We start from the raw sequence: 16,016 nt of genomic DNA, 5'->3' as shown, positions 1-16,016 counted from the left end.
AGGATCGCGTAAGTTATGGACTTAAACATTATTTATGGCGTCGCCATTTTTACCGTGATCGTGTTGACGCTCGTCGCGATAATTCTGGCTGCTCGCTCCAAACTGGTCAGCACCGGTAATGTCACCATCGACATCAACGAAGACCCTGAAAAGGCTGTTACCACAGCCGCAGGTGGCAAGCTACTGACTACCCTGGCGGGCTCCGGTGTCTTCCTGCCTTCCGCCTGTGGCGGTGGCGGTACCTGTGCGCAGTGTACCTGTAAGGTGCTGGACGGTGGCGGTGAAATGCTTCCCACCGAACGCGCCCACTTCACCAAGCGTGAAGAGAAAGAAGGTTATCGTCTGGCCTGTCAGGTAGCTGTAAAGCAGGACATGAAGATCGAGGTGGAAGAGGAACTGTTCGGCGTTAAGAAATGGGAGTGCGAGGTTGTTTCCAACGACAACCAGGCGACTTTCATCAAAGAACTGGTTCTGAAACTGCCTGAAGGCGAAGACGTTAACTTCCGTGCTGGTGGTTACGTGCAGCTGGAGTGTCCTCCCCACGAAGTTCGTTACAAGGATTTCGAGATTCAGGAAGAGTACCGTGGCGACTGGGACAAGTTTGACCAGTGGAAGTATGTGTCTAAAGTGGATGAGACCACTATTCGTGCTTACTCCATGGCGAACTATCCGGAAGAGAAGGGGCTGTTGAAGTTCAACATTCGTATCGCTTCTCCACCTCCGGGTCAGGATCAACTGCCACCGGGTAAGATGTCTTCTTACGTCTTCAACCTGAAGCCGGGCGACAAGATGACCGTATACGGACCATTCGGTGAGTTCTTTGCCAAGGACACCGACGCCGAAATGGTATTCGTTGGCGGCGGTGCGGGTATGGCGCCCATGCGTTCTCATATCTTTGATCAGCTGAAGCGTCTGTCTTCCAGGCGTAAGATCTCTTTCTGGTACGGTGCCCGCTCACTGCGTGAAGCTTTCTATGTAGAAGAGTTCGACAAGCTGGCGGAAGAAAACGAAAACTTCACCTGGCATCTGGCCTTGTCCGACCCTCTGCCAGAGGACAACTGGACAGGATACACCGGCTTTATCCACCAGGTATTGCTGGATAACTACCTGAAGGATCATGCCGCACCTGAAGACTGCGAGTTCTACATGTGTGGACCACCCATGATGAACCAGGCCGTCATCAAGATGCTGGAAGATCAGGGTGTTGAACCTGAAAACATTATGTTGGACGACTTTGGTGGTTAATCCATACTGCTAAGTTGTACGACAAAAGATGGTTAGAAAAATGCCGGGGGCTGTCGGGCTTCCGGCATTTTCTTTGGTTGCTACAAGTCGTTAAACTCCGTAAGTGGCGACTTTACTGTTTCGGGTCAATGGGCCAGTCGGCAGCATCAACAGAATCCAGTGGGCTGGTTTTTTCACCTCCCCAGTATCGAATATAAGTGCCATTGGGGTCGTACTGACGAGTCTGTTTCTCAAGATCAAAATGCCGGATTCCCCTTGGGTCAGCACCCACTCCTGCCAGGTATTGCCAGTTGCCCCAGTTACTGCCGACATCATAGTCAATCAACTGTTCCTCAAACCACGCTGCGCCATAGCGCCAGTCGATCCCAAGCTCATGGATAAAGCAGCTGGCAACCAGTTGTCGTCCTCGATTGGAAAGGTAGCCTGTTGCTTTCAGTTCTTTCATGCAGGCATTAACAATTGGCCATGGGGTATTGCCAGCACACCATTTCTGAAATCGTTCAGGATAGAAGCAGGACAAGCGGTGGCTCCGCTTAATGCCTTTCAGAGAAAACAAGCGTACTCCGTGTTTCAGTGAGTACCATTGGAAATATTCCCGCCACAATAATTCAAAAAAAATCCAGTAGGTGGATTCATTAGCCGTCACTTCCGACTCATAGTGTTTGAGTGCATCAGCCACCTGTCGGGGAGACAGGCAACCCAGGGCCAGCCAGGGCGAGAATTTGGTTGAGTTCTCCCAGCCCTGTAAAGCATTGCGGGTTTCTTTGTAAGTTGAAGGCTGTTGAGTCAGGAAATAGCGAGTGAGTTGGTTCTGCCCATTTTCTTCTCCGCCAGTGAAGAGTGTAGAGGGAAGTGAGTCCTGGCTGACTGGTGGCAGCGGGTCCGCCTGGTAGTTAAGCCCTGTCATGGGAGCCGGAATCAGATCCGGGGCGATGGCAGGTGCTGTCAGGGGTAATTGTTCGACTTTGCGCCGAAACTGACTGTAGGTTTCCGGTAAGTCCTCCGGTTTGAAAGGCAGCTGTCGTGCGTTAAAAAGCGTTGAGGTTTCCACCTCAGTAAACTGAACCGACGGCAGGCTTTGTTTAAGGTCAAGCCAATAGCTGTTTTCTTCAAACCCGACCTGCCGGCTGCGGTAAACCCGTCTGATGCCGTGTGCCATAACCAGTTGTCTGATCGTGGTGCGAGGAGTCTGGAAGCGAATGAGCAGTTTTTGCTGTCTTGCTGCAAGCTGGCCCTCAAGGCTTTTGATACTTTCCCGGAGAAAACGCCAGCGATGTTTTCCCATAGGGTGAGTGGTGAATCTGCCGGGGCGAAACCAGCATGGGTCAACACAAAAACAACACAACAGTCGCCGGCTATTACCGGCAGCGGCCAAAAAGGCGGGGTTGTCGCTCAACCTTAGGTCGTTGGTAAAAAGAAACAGTACAGTATCTTGCAAGAATGACCACCTTCTGCGACATGCCGCAGTTCAATGCCAGAGCCTGCCGGCAATAAAAATTTCAAGCCTGACTGATCGCTGGAATTTGAATGATTTTGAAAGTATGAACTATGTTTTCATTAGTTTTGAGCTAGATGGTTTTTTCAGGATGTCTGACCTAAACGACAATGATAGCCAATCAATCAGCCCTTTTGAATTCAAGGATCAACTTCTTGCTATTGCCTCCTCCCATGCCGATCGCATGATGTTGAATGCCGGGCGGGGCAATCCCAATTTTCTTGCGATTGCGCCCAGGCGGGCTTTTTTACAGCTGGGTGAATTTGCTCTGCAGGAAGCGGAGCGATCTTATTCCTACCTGAACAGTGGTTTTGGTGGTTTGCCGGAAACCGATGGTATGCTGCAGCGGTTTGAGGTGTTTCGCCACAATCACGAAGACGCTGTCGGCATGCGCTTTATTCAGGCGGCGCTGTCACTGGTTAAGGACCAGCTGGGTATATTGCCTGAACAGCTGCTGGCGGAGATGGTCAATGCTTCGCTGGGCTGTTATTACCCACAACCGATGTCGATGCTGAAATACTTTGAGCCGGTAGTGAAAGCTTACCTGCGGCAGGAATTGTGTGACGGATTGAAAGCCGGGGATGACTTTCACCTGTTTGCGACCGAAGGCGGTACAGCTGCCATGAGCTATATTTTTCAGTCACTGCATGCCAATGGTTTGTTGTCAGCGGGTGACAGGGTTGCGCTGCTGACTCCGATTTTTACGCCCTATCTGGAAATTCCTGAACTGGCTGATTATCAGCTGCATGTTGTTGAGCTGGAAGCGGATGAAAAAAGTAATTGGCAGTTGTCGCCTGATGAGCTTCATAAACTGAATGACCCTGATATTAAGCTTCTCTGCCTGGTTAATCCCAGTAATCCGCCATCGGTCGCATTAAGTCAGTCATCACTTCAGGCTCTGACGAAGCTGATCCAGAGTCAACGACAGGATTTGCTGGTGGTGACTGATGATGTTTATGCGACCTTTGCAGACAGCTTTATATCATTATTTGCCACCTGTCCTCGTAATACTTTGTGCGTTTACTCTTTTTCCAAGTTCTTTGGGGCAACAGGCTGGCGACTGGGGGTGATTGCCCTGCATAAACACTCTGTTTATGACCAGTTGGTGCAGGATAAGAATGATGATGAGGTAAACGCTCGCTACGCTTCCATCTCTTCTGAACCAAAGAAGCTGCCATTTCTTGAGCGACTGGTGGCCGATAGTCGTTCGGTAGCTCTGCATCACAGCGCAGGGTTGTCTGCACCTCAGCAATTGCAGATGACGCTGTTTGCCCTGGGCAGCCTGATTGACAGTGAAGGCCATTATCAACGCGGTGCTAAACGGTTAATTCGTTCCCGTTACCAAACCCTTTACCAGAATATCGGCCTGCCGGAGGAGCCTTCAGAATCTATTGTCGGTTATTACACATTACTGGATCTGGGGTTGCTGGCCAGTCGTCTGCATAGTCAGGCTTTTGCTGACTGGTTTCTGGGTCGGCACAGTTGTGCCGAGTTTCTTTTCCGGCTGGCGGACGAAACCGGTATTGTGCTGCTGCCTGCCGCCGGTTTTGATGTGCATGTGCCTGCGGTGCGGGTTTCGCTGGCTAACCTGACCCTTGCTAATTATGCGGCTATCGGGCAGTTCGCCCGACAGGTGCTGGATGAGTTTTTTCAGGAGTACTGCCATGAACAGGAGCGTTCTCTAAACGACTAAATGCCGAATAAATAAGGACGCCCAAAACCTTAATACTTTCCGACATGCTTTATACTCAGTGAGCAAATCTGAACGTTTGTTGATCAAAAGAGTGTTCGTCATTCGCTTTGTTGTCATTGGAGTTGCTTATGATCTGGGTTCAGTTGGTTGTCGTTCTTTCATGTATTTATCTGGGATCTCGTCTGGGTAGTATTGGCGTTGGTTTTGCTGGCGCGATCGGTGTTCTGGTTCTCACGCTGGGTTTGGGTCTGGAGCCCGGTTCCATTCCTGTTGACGTCATACTCATTATTATGACGGTTATTGGTGCCGTTGCTTCCATGCAGGTGGCGGGTGGTTTGGACTGGCTGGTTAAAAAGGCTGAGATGATTCTGCGCAGTCAGCCTAAATACATCACCATTCTGGCACCGACAGTGACTTATTTTATGACGTTGCTGGCAGGTACGGGGCATACTGCCTTTTCGACACTCCCGGTTATCGCGGAGGTGGCTAAAGAAAATGGTGTTCGCCCATCCCGGCCTTTAAGTATTGCTGTTATTGCCTCGCAGGTTGCCATTACCGCATCCCCGGTGTCTGCTGCTGTGGTTGTCTTCAGTGATTTTCTGGAACCCTACAATGTGGGCTATCTGGATCTACTGTCGATTTCTGTCCCGACTTCTTTTGTGGCTGTTATGCTGACGGCCTGTGTTTGCAATTTTCTGGGGCTGGATCTGGAAAAAGATGAAATCTACCAGGAGCGCATGGCGGCAGGCCTGATCAGAAAGCGTAAGCGTGATGAGAGGGCGACCCCGAAAGTCACTGCTGGTCTGTCGGTTTTGATTTTTGCGCTCAGTATTCTGGCTGTCGTGATTTATGCAACAGCCATCAGCCCAACGGTTGGACTGATTGAGAACCCGGCTTTGCCCCGAGACTCTGCCATTATGCTGTTTATGATGTTTGCTGCCTGCATGATTGTCATACTGTGTAAAATTGATACCAGCGATATTATTAAGGCTCAGACGTTTAAGTCTGGTATGAGTGCGGCAATGTGTGTGCTGGGTGTTGCATGGTTGGGTAACACTTTTGTGGGGGCTCATATCGAGAGTATTAAGGCGATGGCGGGTAATATTCTGGTTGGCTATCCATGGCTACTGGCGGTCACTCTGTTTTTTGCTTCCATGCTGCTTTACTCACAGGCTGCCACTACCCGGGCGCTGATGCCAGCCGCCCTGACTCTGGTTGATCCGGTGACCGCTATTGCCTCTTTCGCAGCCGTATCAGCTCTGTTTGTATTGCCGACTTATCCAACGCTGCTGGCTGCGGTTGAAATGGATGAAACCGGCTCAACGCGAATTGGCAAGCTGGTGTTTAATCACCCGTTCTTCCTGCCGGGAACCCTGTGTATCTCACTGTGTGTGTCATTTGCTTTCGTGCTTGCCCCGATGATTCTTGGGCTCTGATCCGAATCATGCTATTGCTTCAAGACTCCGGCAATGACAGATAAGGTTATAGCAACCAGAGATGGGATCAGCGAATTGGACGAGGAGGTTGTGCGCAGGTGGATGCTGGAGTTGCCTTCAGGTGTTGGAGCTGTCGCACTGAACGTCACATTTTCTGATGTGCCTGCAACGGCCATGGCGCCAGTCAGTATTGATGTTGTTGGCACGTCAGCTGTCGTGTCTGACTTTGCTGGTAAGGGGTAGTGCCAGGTAACATGAAGATTAAATGTTTTTCTCCAGAAATCCTCACAGACTATGCAATCTGTATCATTTCCGCGAATCAGATCAAGGTGCAGGGTGATATTTTTTAAATCGATGCGAATATCAGTTTCTGCTTCTGATGCTTCGACACTGTATAGCTTCAGGTACATAGAGTTCGTGACTATGTATTTTTTGTCTGAGTTGTCTAATAATGCCTGATCCCACGGTGTCTCGTACGGCTTTGGATGGATAATCATCTCAGAGAATTTTTTTTTGGCAGATTTGATAAAGCTTTGTGGTAAAGTCAATCGGGAAAATGCTCGTTGAGGTGACCAGCAGGCTGTTTTGATATAAAGATCATACTCTTTGTCCGGCAGCATACTCATAGAGAGGTGAGCATCTTTGTCGTAGGCTGAATACTCTATCTTAGGCGCATAATCGCTGGCTTTCTGGTATGTACTGGTTCCCAGCGATAGCAGTTCACACCCCATTGTTCCGGCGTCAGCACCAATCTCGGTTTCCCGAACTGAAATATCCACCGGCTTGGATTCCTCGCACTGATCATACCTGCACTGAGTTACAAAAAGGGATGGTTTGAATGTTTTACTGCCGTTTTGGAGCTGACAGGTGCTGACCGTCCCATTTTCTGGTTTTCCTCTGTTGCAGCGTGAATCCGCTGACACCATGGAAGAAAGTAAAACGGTCAGGGTTGCCAGCAGAATACCAGCCTGAAGACTTAATGGGGTTGTTGTAACAGAGCGATTATTTTTTGAGAGCCACATAACTTATTCTCTTAAATATTAAAAACTGTATTGTCAGGATTGGGTATTATTGGGTCAGCCTGAAGGGGATACCAAGCTTGAAATTCTATTGCTCATGACAGGCCATTATAGAGTGTGATTCCGGCGCTATTTGTTTTTTTGTAAACGATAGAGGGCGGATTAGGGGGAGGTGCCAGAGAGTTGTCAGAATGGCTGGTACCATCTGAAAAATAACAGGTACCGGTGGACAGCCGGTGCCTTACCAATAAACTTATCGTTATTCAGCTTACCTTCAAAGCGGGCGACTTCTTTAGCCAGCTTGTCAATTTCCTTGCTCAGACGGGCGATAGCGGTCTGCCGCCAGTTTTGATGTGCGTGTGCCTGCGGTGCGGGTTCCACTGGCTAATAGGGTTTTCGCATAAAAACTCCACTGCGGGAACTTTTTTGGTGATAGGTCTCTCTAAGGGGCGCAGCATTCAATAACTTACCGGGCTTTTGGCTGTTGGCTATTAGCTGCTCATACAGCCAAAAGCCAACAGCCAACAGCCAACAGCCAACAGCCAACAGCCAACAGCCAACAGCGGTATATTATGTTCTGCTGCTTCCCTAAGGAGTGAATTACTGTAATACCATAATCAAGAGGTTTACCTCTTCTGTATTAATAAGAAAGAGGTAAATATGAATCCTGTTAGCTCGAACAGTCAAGAACACCACACCATTCAGGAAAAACACTCTACCGTTCAGGAAAGTGCTAAGCCAGATGAACAGCAATCTTATCTGTCGAGGTTATCGGGTTACTACCCATACCCTTTTCTTTTTAATGCCCAGAAAATATCTGAAAGAAACATTACTACTACTGATGCATACGCAAAAATCGAACAGCATGTTATAGATGAAATAAGAACCTGCCTTACTCCCTTATACAAAGGGTTTTCGCCGGAAACTCTTAAATCAATTTATACGGGCGAATTTAGAGACTGGGAAAATTCAGGGGGAAAAAAACTTTTTTATTTTTACAATGACTCTGATCGTAGAAAGAGTGCTTTTATTTATGAAGAAATTTCCGAATACTGTAGAAGATATCCGAAAAAATTGCTGCCTGATGCTTGCCCTTTGATCGCTTTTCGTTTTGGCAGCTACTTACCAGCCATTTTTAGCGGGAGTGAAATCGCCAAAAAAAAACTGATAGAGATTTTTTCCGATAAAATGATGATGAGCGCCTGTGATCTGAATCCAGTCATCGACTCAGGCGTAGGAAAACTTCTTCCCCACGATACTCCGGTCAATCTGATCTGGGTGGGTTCTTTAATACCAGACCTCTATCTGGAAAATATTGCCTTGCTGGCATCAATTTCAAATGAAACGGAAACACTATTACCAGCAAAACGAGAAATTATTCTCTGGAAAGATCGTACCCTGTTAACAGAAAATGAAGATTCTTTAATGAAATGTATCCCTGAACTTCCAGAGGCGCAGGGAATAAATATCAAGGTACTGGATATTAATGATGCGGGTCTGGAAAGAATATTTGAAGGAGCGGATCAGCAGGAAGAGTATCAGGCAGCACTTCAATGGCTCAGGGGTGAGCATAAAAATTATGCCATGTACAGTGACGTTATTCGCTACGCACTACTGGCCGCCGGTGCTGACGCTGTTGATCAGGCAGAGGGAAAAGTGACTGAACGAACCGGAAAAGGCATGCTGTACATGGATACAGATACTCTTGATGGTAATAAACTCAAGCGTTTTCTGAAAGATGGAGACAAGATTCGCTTCGATTGCAAAATTGAGCTGGGTTTTGCTTTTGCTCGTTATTATGGTCGAAATGACTTTCTTGCCTGTAATGAAGCCAGGCACCCAATAGCTTTGGCTACGCTCAGATGGCAGGTTGATAACCTGAACAATGTTGCCAATCGGAACCGGCTCATGTCATTAAAGGAGCAAAATTGTTCAACACAGGTGACTGAAGATGAATGGTATGTTCGTGCAGTTACAGGCATTTCGGGACCAAGTTTTTGTTTTGACTCGTTACGTCGTTTGTTACTGCCTGATAATGCCACTGAAAAAAATTATTGTACTGATTACCAAAGTATAACGACTGAGATGCTTTGTAAGTTGGATATATCAAAAAAAGATGGTGCTAGCTGCGTAAAACGTTCTAGTGACCATACCTGGTGTGGTGGTAAGCCAGCTTCCTTTTATGAAGCTAACTGGAAAAAACAATTCTGTTCAGCTGATTATTCAAAAACTCCTGAGGATTCAGGACTATTTTCCCAGCAATAGTTGGCATACTTTCGTTCCAAAACAATCTTGACTTGAATTTAAGTAAGGTATTTGTTTTCAGGCTGAGACGTCTAAGTCCGGTGTGAGTGCTGCAATGGATGTCCCGGGTGTCAGAAAACCCCGGTTTTCGGGGCTTCCTGAGAGCCTGCTTAGCAGAATGAATTACAGCGCTTTAATCGCTTCCATCTGCTCTTCCAGCTTGGATCGGGCGTCAAGGGCGTCGGCCAGTTTGGCTTTCTCCTTCTCGACCACCGCAGCCGGTGCCTTACCAATAAACTTCTCGTTATTCAGCTTACCTTCAAAGCGGGCGACTTCTTTAGCTAGCTTGTCAATTTCCTTGCTCAGACGGGCAATTTCAGCGTCCTTGTCAATCAGGCCAGCCATGGGTACCAGCACTTCCATGGAGCCGACCAGGGCGGTAGTGGACATAGGTGCTGTTTCACCTTCATTCAGAAGGCTAATGTCGTCCAGCTTAGCCATTGCCTGCAGGAAGGTGCGGTTGTCTTCCAGACGACTTTCGTCGTCAGCAGTGGTGTTGCGCAGAATAACGTTCAGCGGCTTGCTTGGGCCAATGTTCAGTTCAGCACGGATGTTGCGGATACCGACAATAAAGCCTTTCAGCCATTCAATGTCCTGCTCGGCTTTTTCGTCGATCTTGCTGTCGTCACACTCCGGGTAAGACTTCAGCATCAGGGTATCGCCTTCAACGCCTGCTTCTGCCTTGATGTTCTGCCAGATTTCTTCGGTGATAAATGGCATGAACGGATGGGTCAGGCGCATCAGGTTTTCCAGAACCCGAACCAGTGTACGACGGGTGCCGCGCTTTTGGGCTTCTGGCGCGTCCTTATTCCACAAGACGGGTTTGGACAGCTCCAGATACCAGGCGCAGTACTCGTTCCAGATAAAGTCATACAGGTTCTGGGAAGCGTGATCCAGACGGAAGTCGGCCAGGTTCTTCTCAATCTGAGCTTCCAGGCGTTGCAGTTTGGAAATGACCCAGCGGTCTGCCAGGGTCAGTTCCACGTCACCATTGGTTTGACCGCAGTCTTCCCCTTTAGTGTTCATCTGCACATAGCTGGCAGCGTTCCAGATCTTGTTGCAGAAGTTGCGGTAACCTTCCAGGCGCTTCATATCCCAGTTGATATCACGGCCTGTGGAGGCCAGCGAGTACAGGGTGTAACGCAGGGCGTCAGTACCGTGGGCAGAAATGCCGTCTTCGAAGGTCTTGCGGGTACGCTTCTCAATCTTCTGCGCCAGCTGTGGCTGCATCATATTGCCGCAGCGTTTTGCCACCAGGCTTTCCAGGTCAATCCCGTCAATCATGTCCAGCGGGTCCAGAACATTACCCTTGGACTTGGACATTTTGTCGCCGTTCTCGTCACGGATCAGACCGGTCACGTAAACGTGCTTGAACGGAATGTGCGGGTTGCCGTCTTCGTCTTTCATAAAGTGCATGGTCATCATGATCATGCGCGCTACCCAGAAGAAGATAATGTCGAAACCGGTCACCAGTACATCGGTGGGATGGAAGGTTTTCAGGCGCTCGGTCATTTCCGGCCAGCCCAGGGTACCGAAGGTCCAGAGAGCAGAGGAGAACCAGGTGTCGAGCACGTCGTCGTCCTGTTTCAGCTCGATGTCAGCGGCAATATTGTGCTTCTGGCGAACTTCTTCCTCGTTACGACCCACAAATACATTGCCTTCGTTGTCGTACCAGGCTGGGATACGGTGACCCCACCACAGCTGACGGGATACGCACCAGTCCTGAATGTCGCGCATCCAGGCGAAGTACATGTTTTCGTACTGTTTTGGTACAAACTGGATGCGTCCGTCTTCTACGGCTTCAATGGCAGGTTGTGCCAGAGGCGCAGCACGCACGAACCACTGGTCGGTCAGCATTGGCTCAATGACTACGCCGGAACGGTCACCGTAAGGCACCATCAGGTCGTGATCCTTGATCTCTTCCAGCAACCCCTGCTCGTCCATATCGGCAACGATGGCTTTACGGGCGGCGAAACGCTCCATGCCGTGATACTTTTCAGGAATGAATGTATCGATGCTGTCGTTTACAGCGCCGTCGGTGTTGAAGGTTTCTGCCGCGTCACGGATATCACCGTTCAGGGTCATGATATTGATCATGGGCAGCTGGCAACGTTTGCCGACTTCGTTATCGTTGAAGTCATGGGCCGGAGTGATTTTTACACAGCCGGTGCCTTTTTCCATGTCGGCGTGTTCATCCGCAACGATAGGGATACGACGGTTCACCAGTGGCAGGAGGATATCTTTGCCGATCAGCGCCTTGTAGCGTTCGTCTTCCGGGTTAACGGCGACACCGGTATCGCCCAGCATGGTTTCCGGACGGGTGGTGGCGACCACAATATAGTCTTTGCCTTCAGCGGTTTTCTCGCCATCCGCCAGCGGGTAACGCAGGTGCCACATGTGGCCTTTAACGTCTTTGTTTTCCACTTCCAGGTCAGAAATGGCGGTGTGCAGTTTCGGGTCCCAGTTAACCAGGCGCTTGCCACGGTACAGCAGATCATCTTCATACAAACGTACAAATACTTCCTGAACCGCTTTATAGAAGCCGGGGTCCATAGTGAAGCGTTCGTTGTCCCAGTCTACGGACGCACCCAGGCGACGCAGCTGGCGGGTAATGGTGCCACCGGATTCCTCTTTCCACTCCCAGACTTTGTCCATAAAGGCTTCACGGCCATAGTCGTGGCGGGTTTTGCCTTCTTCAGACTGAATTTTGCGCTCAACGACCATTTGCGTGGCAATACCGGCGTGGTCAGTACCCACCTGCCACAGGGTGTTACTGCCTTTCATGCGCTGATAACGGGTCAGGGCATCCATGATGGAGTCCTGGAACGCATGCCCCATGTGGAGGCTACCGGTCACGTTCGGCGGGGGAATCATGATGGTGTAAGGGTTGCCTTCACCGGAGGGAGCAAAATAACCTTTTTCCTCCCAGGTTTGATACCAGGTGCGCTCGATGGCGTGGGGATTGAACGTTTTTTCCATAACTACAGGATTCTTGCGGGTAGGGGTAATAAGATAAACCGTGCATTATACATGCAAATGGTTAAGGTCTGTAAGGTGTATTTAGCGAGGCTGATTGTTCGATGGACTGGTTATATGGACTGGTGGCTGGCTTCTGGAGTTTCAATGATATAAAGCCTGGCATGCTCAAGTTTGCTGGGTTTTATGGTGGAAAGAGTCTGGCTTGCGCCATGTCTTATGATGTTTTGATATTCGGGATTTGAAGGGTGTTGAAAAAAATAAGACATCATTAAAATACCGCCACTGATGTCAGGAATAAAAATATAGTGCTCGCTGCCAGATGCCAGGTAAGTAATGCTGCCAGAAGCCATCAGCGTTCTGATTTGACGGACAGCGTTGTTAGTGGCAGCAATTTCAACAGTGCTCAGCTGATACCCGGCAGTCTGCAAGGTTTCATTCAGTAAGCTGTCTCTGGCTTGTTGACCATCGGCTTGGTTTTGTAAATTGAGGGCAGCAGTGAAGGCATTGTTTATTACGGTCAGGATTTGTGCCTGCTCTCCTGTAGCAGTGTTAATCTGTAAATTTGATAGTTGATCGATAATACCCAGAATATCAGAATGTTCAGCGCTTTCGCCGCTGTTTTGTGACGAGGGGGTCTGCAGTGAACACCCACGCCCGGTAAAGGGTTGACGCTTTTCTTTCTTTCTGTTTATGCGGCAGCCGTGTGAACTGGAAGTTGTTGCTCTCGCCGATGGGCTGCCAACGGTAAAGGTGACCCCGGCTCCCTTAATGTCAGGAACTATGATAAGGCTGCCTGCGACCTGCCTGATAGCGCGAGAGTTATCCTTAGCGGGCAATGTCTGATTGTCCGGAGGATCCAGCGAAGGGATTTCATTGGAGTCTGCGTGATGGGTGCACCTTGTTGTATTCTGCAGGTCAGCGACTGTTCTGACGCAGCGGCAGTTGTTTGCCTCCTTATTGCATTTTTGGCACTGAGTGGCATAGGAAAAAGGCGAGATGAAACAGGCGGTAATAAAAATTATTGTCAGTTGCATATCTGTAATCGCCTCACAAAAACGAGCCTTACGACAACACAGGTAGACGGAAACCGTTATATTACCAGCACTGTATTCAAGTAGGTAACTTCAAAGGCGTCAACTTTTTATTTTTACATATGGAACCAGTGTTTTATTTATTATCGGTGCTTTTAGTGGGTGGCTGGGGTCAAACCGGATACGCAACGGGGCAGGCTGTTTAGCTCCCGTTAATGCCGGTGAATCTATGATTCCCGGGGCGACGCAGGAGGTTCAGCATCCGGCTGAATATCGTCAAGCAATTGCTCAAGGTGTTCGTTCAGCTCTTTACTCAGACGGCTTTCGATTCGTACCAGCTCCTCATCAATCAGGCTGCGAATCAGTCGACGGCCTTCCGTTCGAAGCTTGTGGCGCATCGTTGTGGTACTGTCGTCATGGTTATCGATGCTGCCGGGTTCGCTCAGGTTAATCACGGCGACGGTTTGCCGCCCTGACTCCGTAGGGGCTTGTCCGTCAATGACATCGGTCAGTAAAGGAATGTTCCCGCTGGTCTTTTCAAATACGCTGTTTTTATCCAGCAAAACTTTAAGGCGTTCCAGTTCGTTTAACAGATCGCTGGTTTTTTCAGTTTTCAATGCTGACCCCTTGCAGCAATATCGTGCAGTTCAGGTTTAATACCGTCAGTTTTGTAATCACGAAATTTCTGCCGCAGGATCTCCACAGGCCCCGGGCTCTGATCAACAATTTCGCAGGTACGATGGAAGCTTTTATAAAAGTCAGGAATACCTGACGCCAGGTTGATCAGCAGGGCGCCTTCAATGTTACCGGGGTCAGTATGGCCCAGGGTGATGGGCGCGTCGCTGTCACCGCTTTTGATTTCATGGGGCAGAAAGCGCTCTTCCCGCCACTCCCATAACAGGCGATCCATGGTTTCGCACTGGATCGCGTTGTCGGTATGAATATGGACGGGCATACCAGAACGCCACGCCTTGTCGGTCAGGCGACAGGCGAAATTTCGTACAGCCTTAGTGGACTGTTGTTGCAGCAGGTAGAAGGTAACTTGAGGCATCGTCAGAGTGTAATCGGAAATGGTCAGGGAGGAAAGGCTGGAAGTCATTGCTGATGGTTTGTGAAGAATTGTTAATAAATAAAGGCGGTAATTGTTAATTTAGCCAGTTACCCACTATAACTAACGGTCTTGTCATATTGTTTAACCAATCAGACTTATAGGTAATTAGATTAAGTCAGAAAATCTTAAGGATATGAGATTTAATAAACACATGGCTTTTTACCCAACAATAATATATCAACAGGCTGTTCATTATTCTTATGAGTGACGAGATATGTAAATCTAATCAGGTGCTTATTTCCCATGCTGATGAAATAAACCAGAAGTACCGCTTTTGGCGGTTACATGTGTTTATAGGTATTTATGTGGGGTATACGGCTTTTTATATCACCAGAAAATCATTTACCTATATGACGCCGGTTCTGATTCAGGATCTGGGACTCGATAAAACAGATATTGGACTGATTAGCACCCTGTTTTATTTTACTTATGGTGCCAGCAAATTTTTCAGCGGCATCGTCAGTGATCACTCTAACCCCCGTTACTTTATGGCAGCGGGTCTGTTTCTGACAGGCGTTCTGAATATTCTGTTCGGATTGAGTACTTCTTTCTGGGCTTTTGTCAGCCTCTGGACCATGAATGCTTTCTTTCAGGGCTGGGGCTGGCCGCCCTGTTCCAAGATTCTGACTAACTGGTTCTCCCGAACTGAAAGAGGCTTCTGGTGGGGCTTGTGGAACACCGCGCACAATGTAGGAGGTGCTATCGCTCCGGTTGCGCTGAGTTTTTTTGTTGTCTCTATGGGGTGGCGCTACGGTATGTATGCTGCGGGTGGTTTTGCGCTTATTGTGGCATTTTTACTACTGATTCAGCTCAGGGATATTCCTGAAACAATGGGGTTGCCATCGGTTGGACACTGGCGCAACGACAAAAGGGAAATAGCTCATGAGCAGGAGGGGCAGGGGCTGGCACGCAGAGATATTTTTTTCAGATATGTGCTCAGCAATCGCTATCTGTGGTTACTGGCTTTTTGTTACATACTGGTTTATGTCGTGCGAATTGCCGTCAGCGATTGGGGAAATCTCTATCTTACCGAAACCTATGATTACTCCCTGACCATGGCGAACTCGGCTTTGTCGGTGCTTGAAATAGGTGGTTTTATTGGCTGCCTGGTGGCAGGGTGGGGTTCAGACTGGTGGTTCGGCGGGAACCGAACGCCGATGAATACGATTTTTTCACTGGGTGTCTTGCTGGGTGTGCTGGGGTTATGGCTTGTTCCGGTCAGTACTTATTATATTCAGGTACTTTTGTTCTTTTTCATTGGTTTCTTTGTTTACGGTCCTCAAATGCTGATTGGTATGGCGGCCGTTGAGTACTCTCATAAAAGTGCGGCAGGTGCTGCCAGTGGTTTTGTCAGTCTGTTTGCCTATTTTGGCGCGGCACTGGCAGGTTTGCCACTAGCGCATATCATGGAATCTTTTGGCTGGAATGGTTTCTTTATTACCTTGAGTGCCTGTGCATTGCTGATGCTGATTATTCTTTTGCCATTTCTTCGGGCAGAGGAAAGTTGTGATTAAATCTTGATCAGTAATTTTTGTGGAACTTACCTGTACTCTAATGCCCAAAGCTTCATGGATGCAGTGGTTAAGTGTATTCATTGCAGTCGAAGGCAAGTTGTAAAGAGGGAATTATCAGGTGTAGTCCCCTTAACTGGAAACTGATAAACGAAATCTGCATCAATAAAAAAATAGAAGGAAGAGACATAT

12 protein-coding genes are annotated in these 16,016 nt (G+C 48.6%); 5 read left to right on the top strand and 7 right to left on the bottom strand.

Features of this window, described 5'->3' with window-relative positions; all coding sequences use genetic code 11:
* Positions 1–15 precede the first annotated feature (15 nt).
* Entirely contained in the window at positions 16–1,245 is a 1,230-nt protein-coding gene (gene nqrF, locus NX720_RS01420) for an NADH:ubiquinone reductase (Na(+)-transporting) subunit F (RefSeq protein ID WP_262598918.1), read from the top strand.
* 112 nt (positions 1,246–1,357) lie between these two features.
* Here nqrF and NX720_RS01415 read toward each other — a convergent pair whose 3' ends face one another.
* Complete coding sequence (locus tag NX720_RS01415; protein ID WP_262598916.1) at positions 1,358–2,683, bottom strand: DASH family cryptochrome; 1,326 nt, start codon at positions 2,681–2,683, stop codon at positions 1,358–1,360.
* 148 nt (positions 2,684–2,831) lie between these two features.
* Here NX720_RS01415 and NX720_RS01410 point away from each other — a divergent pair, with 148 nt between their 5' ends.
* The gene (locus NX720_RS01410) at positions 2,832–4,433 is read left to right on the top strand and encodes a bifunctional aspartate transaminase/aspartate 4-decarboxylase (RefSeq protein ID WP_262598915.1); all 1,602 of its coding nucleotides are present in this window, start codon (positions 2,832–2,834) and stop codon (positions 4,431–4,433) included.
* A gap of 128 nt (positions 4,434–4,561) precedes the next feature.
* Positions 4,562–5,869: an anaerobic C4-dicarboxylate transporter gene (locus NX720_RS01405; RefSeq protein ID WP_262598913.1), complete on the top strand. Its 1,308-nt coding sequence runs from the start codon at positions 4,562–4,564 to the stop codon at positions 5,867–5,869.
* An 11-nt stretch (positions 5,870–5,880) separates the two neighbouring features.
* Here NX720_RS01405 and NX720_RS01400 read toward each other — a convergent pair whose 3' ends face one another.
* Positions 5,881–6,648 (bottom strand): hypothetical protein, encoded by a 768-nt coding sequence (locus tag NX720_RS01400; RefSeq protein ID WP_262598911.1) that lies wholly within the window; start codon positions 6,646–6,648, stop codon positions 5,881–5,883.
* A 426-nt stretch (positions 6,649–7,074) separates the two neighbouring features.
* Entirely contained in the window at positions 7,075–7,269 is a 195-nt protein-coding gene (locus NX720_RS01395; protein ID WP_262598910.1) for a hypothetical protein, read from the bottom strand.
* A 279-nt stretch (positions 7,270–7,548) separates the two neighbouring features.
* On the opposite strand from NX720_RS01395, the gene NX720_RS01390 reads away from it, so the two are divergent.
* Positions 7,549–9,153: a hypothetical protein gene (locus tag NX720_RS01390; RefSeq protein WP_262598909.1), complete on the top strand. Its 1,605-nt coding sequence runs from the start codon at positions 7,549–7,551 to the stop codon at positions 9,151–9,153.
* Positions 9,154–9,315: 162 nt separating this feature from the next.
* Here NX720_RS01390 and NX720_RS01385 read toward each other — a convergent pair whose 3' ends face one another.
* The 4 genes from NX720_RS01385 to NX720_RS01370 all read right to left on the bottom strand — a co-directional run bounded on the left by NX720_RS01385 (position 9,316) and on the right by NX720_RS01370 (position 14,253).
* Positions 9,316–12,171 carry a valine--tRNA ligase gene (locus NX720_RS01385; protein WP_262598908.1) on the bottom strand — a complete coding sequence of 952 codons (2,856 nt, stop codon included), beginning with the start codon at positions 12,169–12,171 and terminating at the stop codon, positions 9,316–9,318.
* Between the two features lie 110 nt (positions 12,172–12,281).
* The gene (locus tag NX720_RS01380; RefSeq protein ID WP_262598907.1) at positions 12,282–13,205 is read right to left on the bottom strand and encodes a hypothetical protein; all 924 of its coding nucleotides are present in this window, start codon (positions 13,203–13,205) and stop codon (positions 12,282–12,284) included.
* A 224-nt stretch (positions 13,206–13,429) separates the two neighbouring features.
* Positions 13,430–13,819 carry a hypothetical protein gene (locus NX720_RS01375; RefSeq protein WP_262598906.1) on the bottom strand — a complete coding sequence of 130 codons (390 nt, stop codon included), beginning with the start codon at positions 13,817–13,819 and terminating at the stop codon, positions 13,430–13,432.
* Positions 13,816–14,253 (bottom strand): DNA polymerase III subunit chi, encoded by a 438-nt coding sequence (locus tag NX720_RS01370; RefSeq protein WP_262598905.1) that lies wholly within the window; start codon positions 14,251–14,253, stop codon positions 13,816–13,818. The genes NX720_RS01375 and NX720_RS01370 overlap by 4 nt, the downstream gene beginning before the upstream one ends.
* Positions 14,254–14,513: 260 nt before the next feature.
* Here NX720_RS01370 and uhpC point away from each other — a divergent pair, with 260 nt between their 5' ends.
* The gene (gene uhpC, locus NX720_RS01365; RefSeq protein ID WP_262598904.1) at positions 14,514–15,827 is read left to right on the top strand and encodes an MFS transporter family glucose-6-phosphate receptor UhpC; all 1,314 of its coding nucleotides are present in this window, start codon (positions 14,514–14,516) and stop codon (positions 15,825–15,827) included.
* The last annotated feature ends 189 nt before the right edge of the window (positions 15,828–16,016 follow it).

This window comes from Endozoicomonas euniceicola, assembly GCF_025562755.1.
GTDB lineage: Bacteria > Pseudomonadota > Gammaproteobacteria > Pseudomonadales > Endozoicomonadaceae > Endozoicomonas_A > Endozoicomonas_A euniceicola.
This window is presented reverse-complemented; position numbering and strand designations above follow the sequence as displayed.

What these genes read in the sequence shown, in the direction of transcription:
- nqrF (WP_262598918.1), top strand. Translation starts at nt 16, where the DNA reads ATGGACTTAAACATTATTTATGGCGTCGCCATTTTTACCGTGATCGTG.
- NX720_RS01410 (WP_262598915.1), top strand. Translation starts at nt 2,832, where the DNA reads ATGTCTGACCTAAACGACAATGATAGCCAATCAATCAGCCCTTTTGAA.
- NX720_RS01405 (WP_262598913.1), top strand. Translation starts at nt 4,562, where the DNA reads ATGATCTGGGTTCAGTTGGTTGTCGTTCTTTCATGTATTTATCTGGGA.
- NX720_RS01390 (WP_262598909.1), top strand. Translation starts at nt 7,549, where the DNA reads ATGAATCCTGTTAGCTCGAACAGTCAAGAACACCACACCATTCAGGAA.
- NX720_RS01385 (WP_262598908.1), bottom strand. Translation starts at nt 12,171, where the DNA reads ATGGAAAAAACGTTCAATCCCCACGCCATCGAGCGCACCTGGTATCAA.
- NX720_RS01380 (WP_262598907.1), bottom strand. Translation starts at nt 13,205, where the DNA reads ATGCAACTGACAATAATTTTTATTACCGCCTGTTTCATCTCGCCTTTT.
- NX720_RS01370 (WP_262598905.1), bottom strand. Translation starts at nt 14,253, where the DNA reads ATGCCTCAAGTTACCTTCTACCTGCTGCAACAACAGTCCACTAAGGCT.
- uhpC (WP_262598904.1), top strand. Translation starts at nt 14,514, where the DNA reads ATGAGTGACGAGATATGTAAATCTAATCAGGTGCTTATTTCCCATGCT.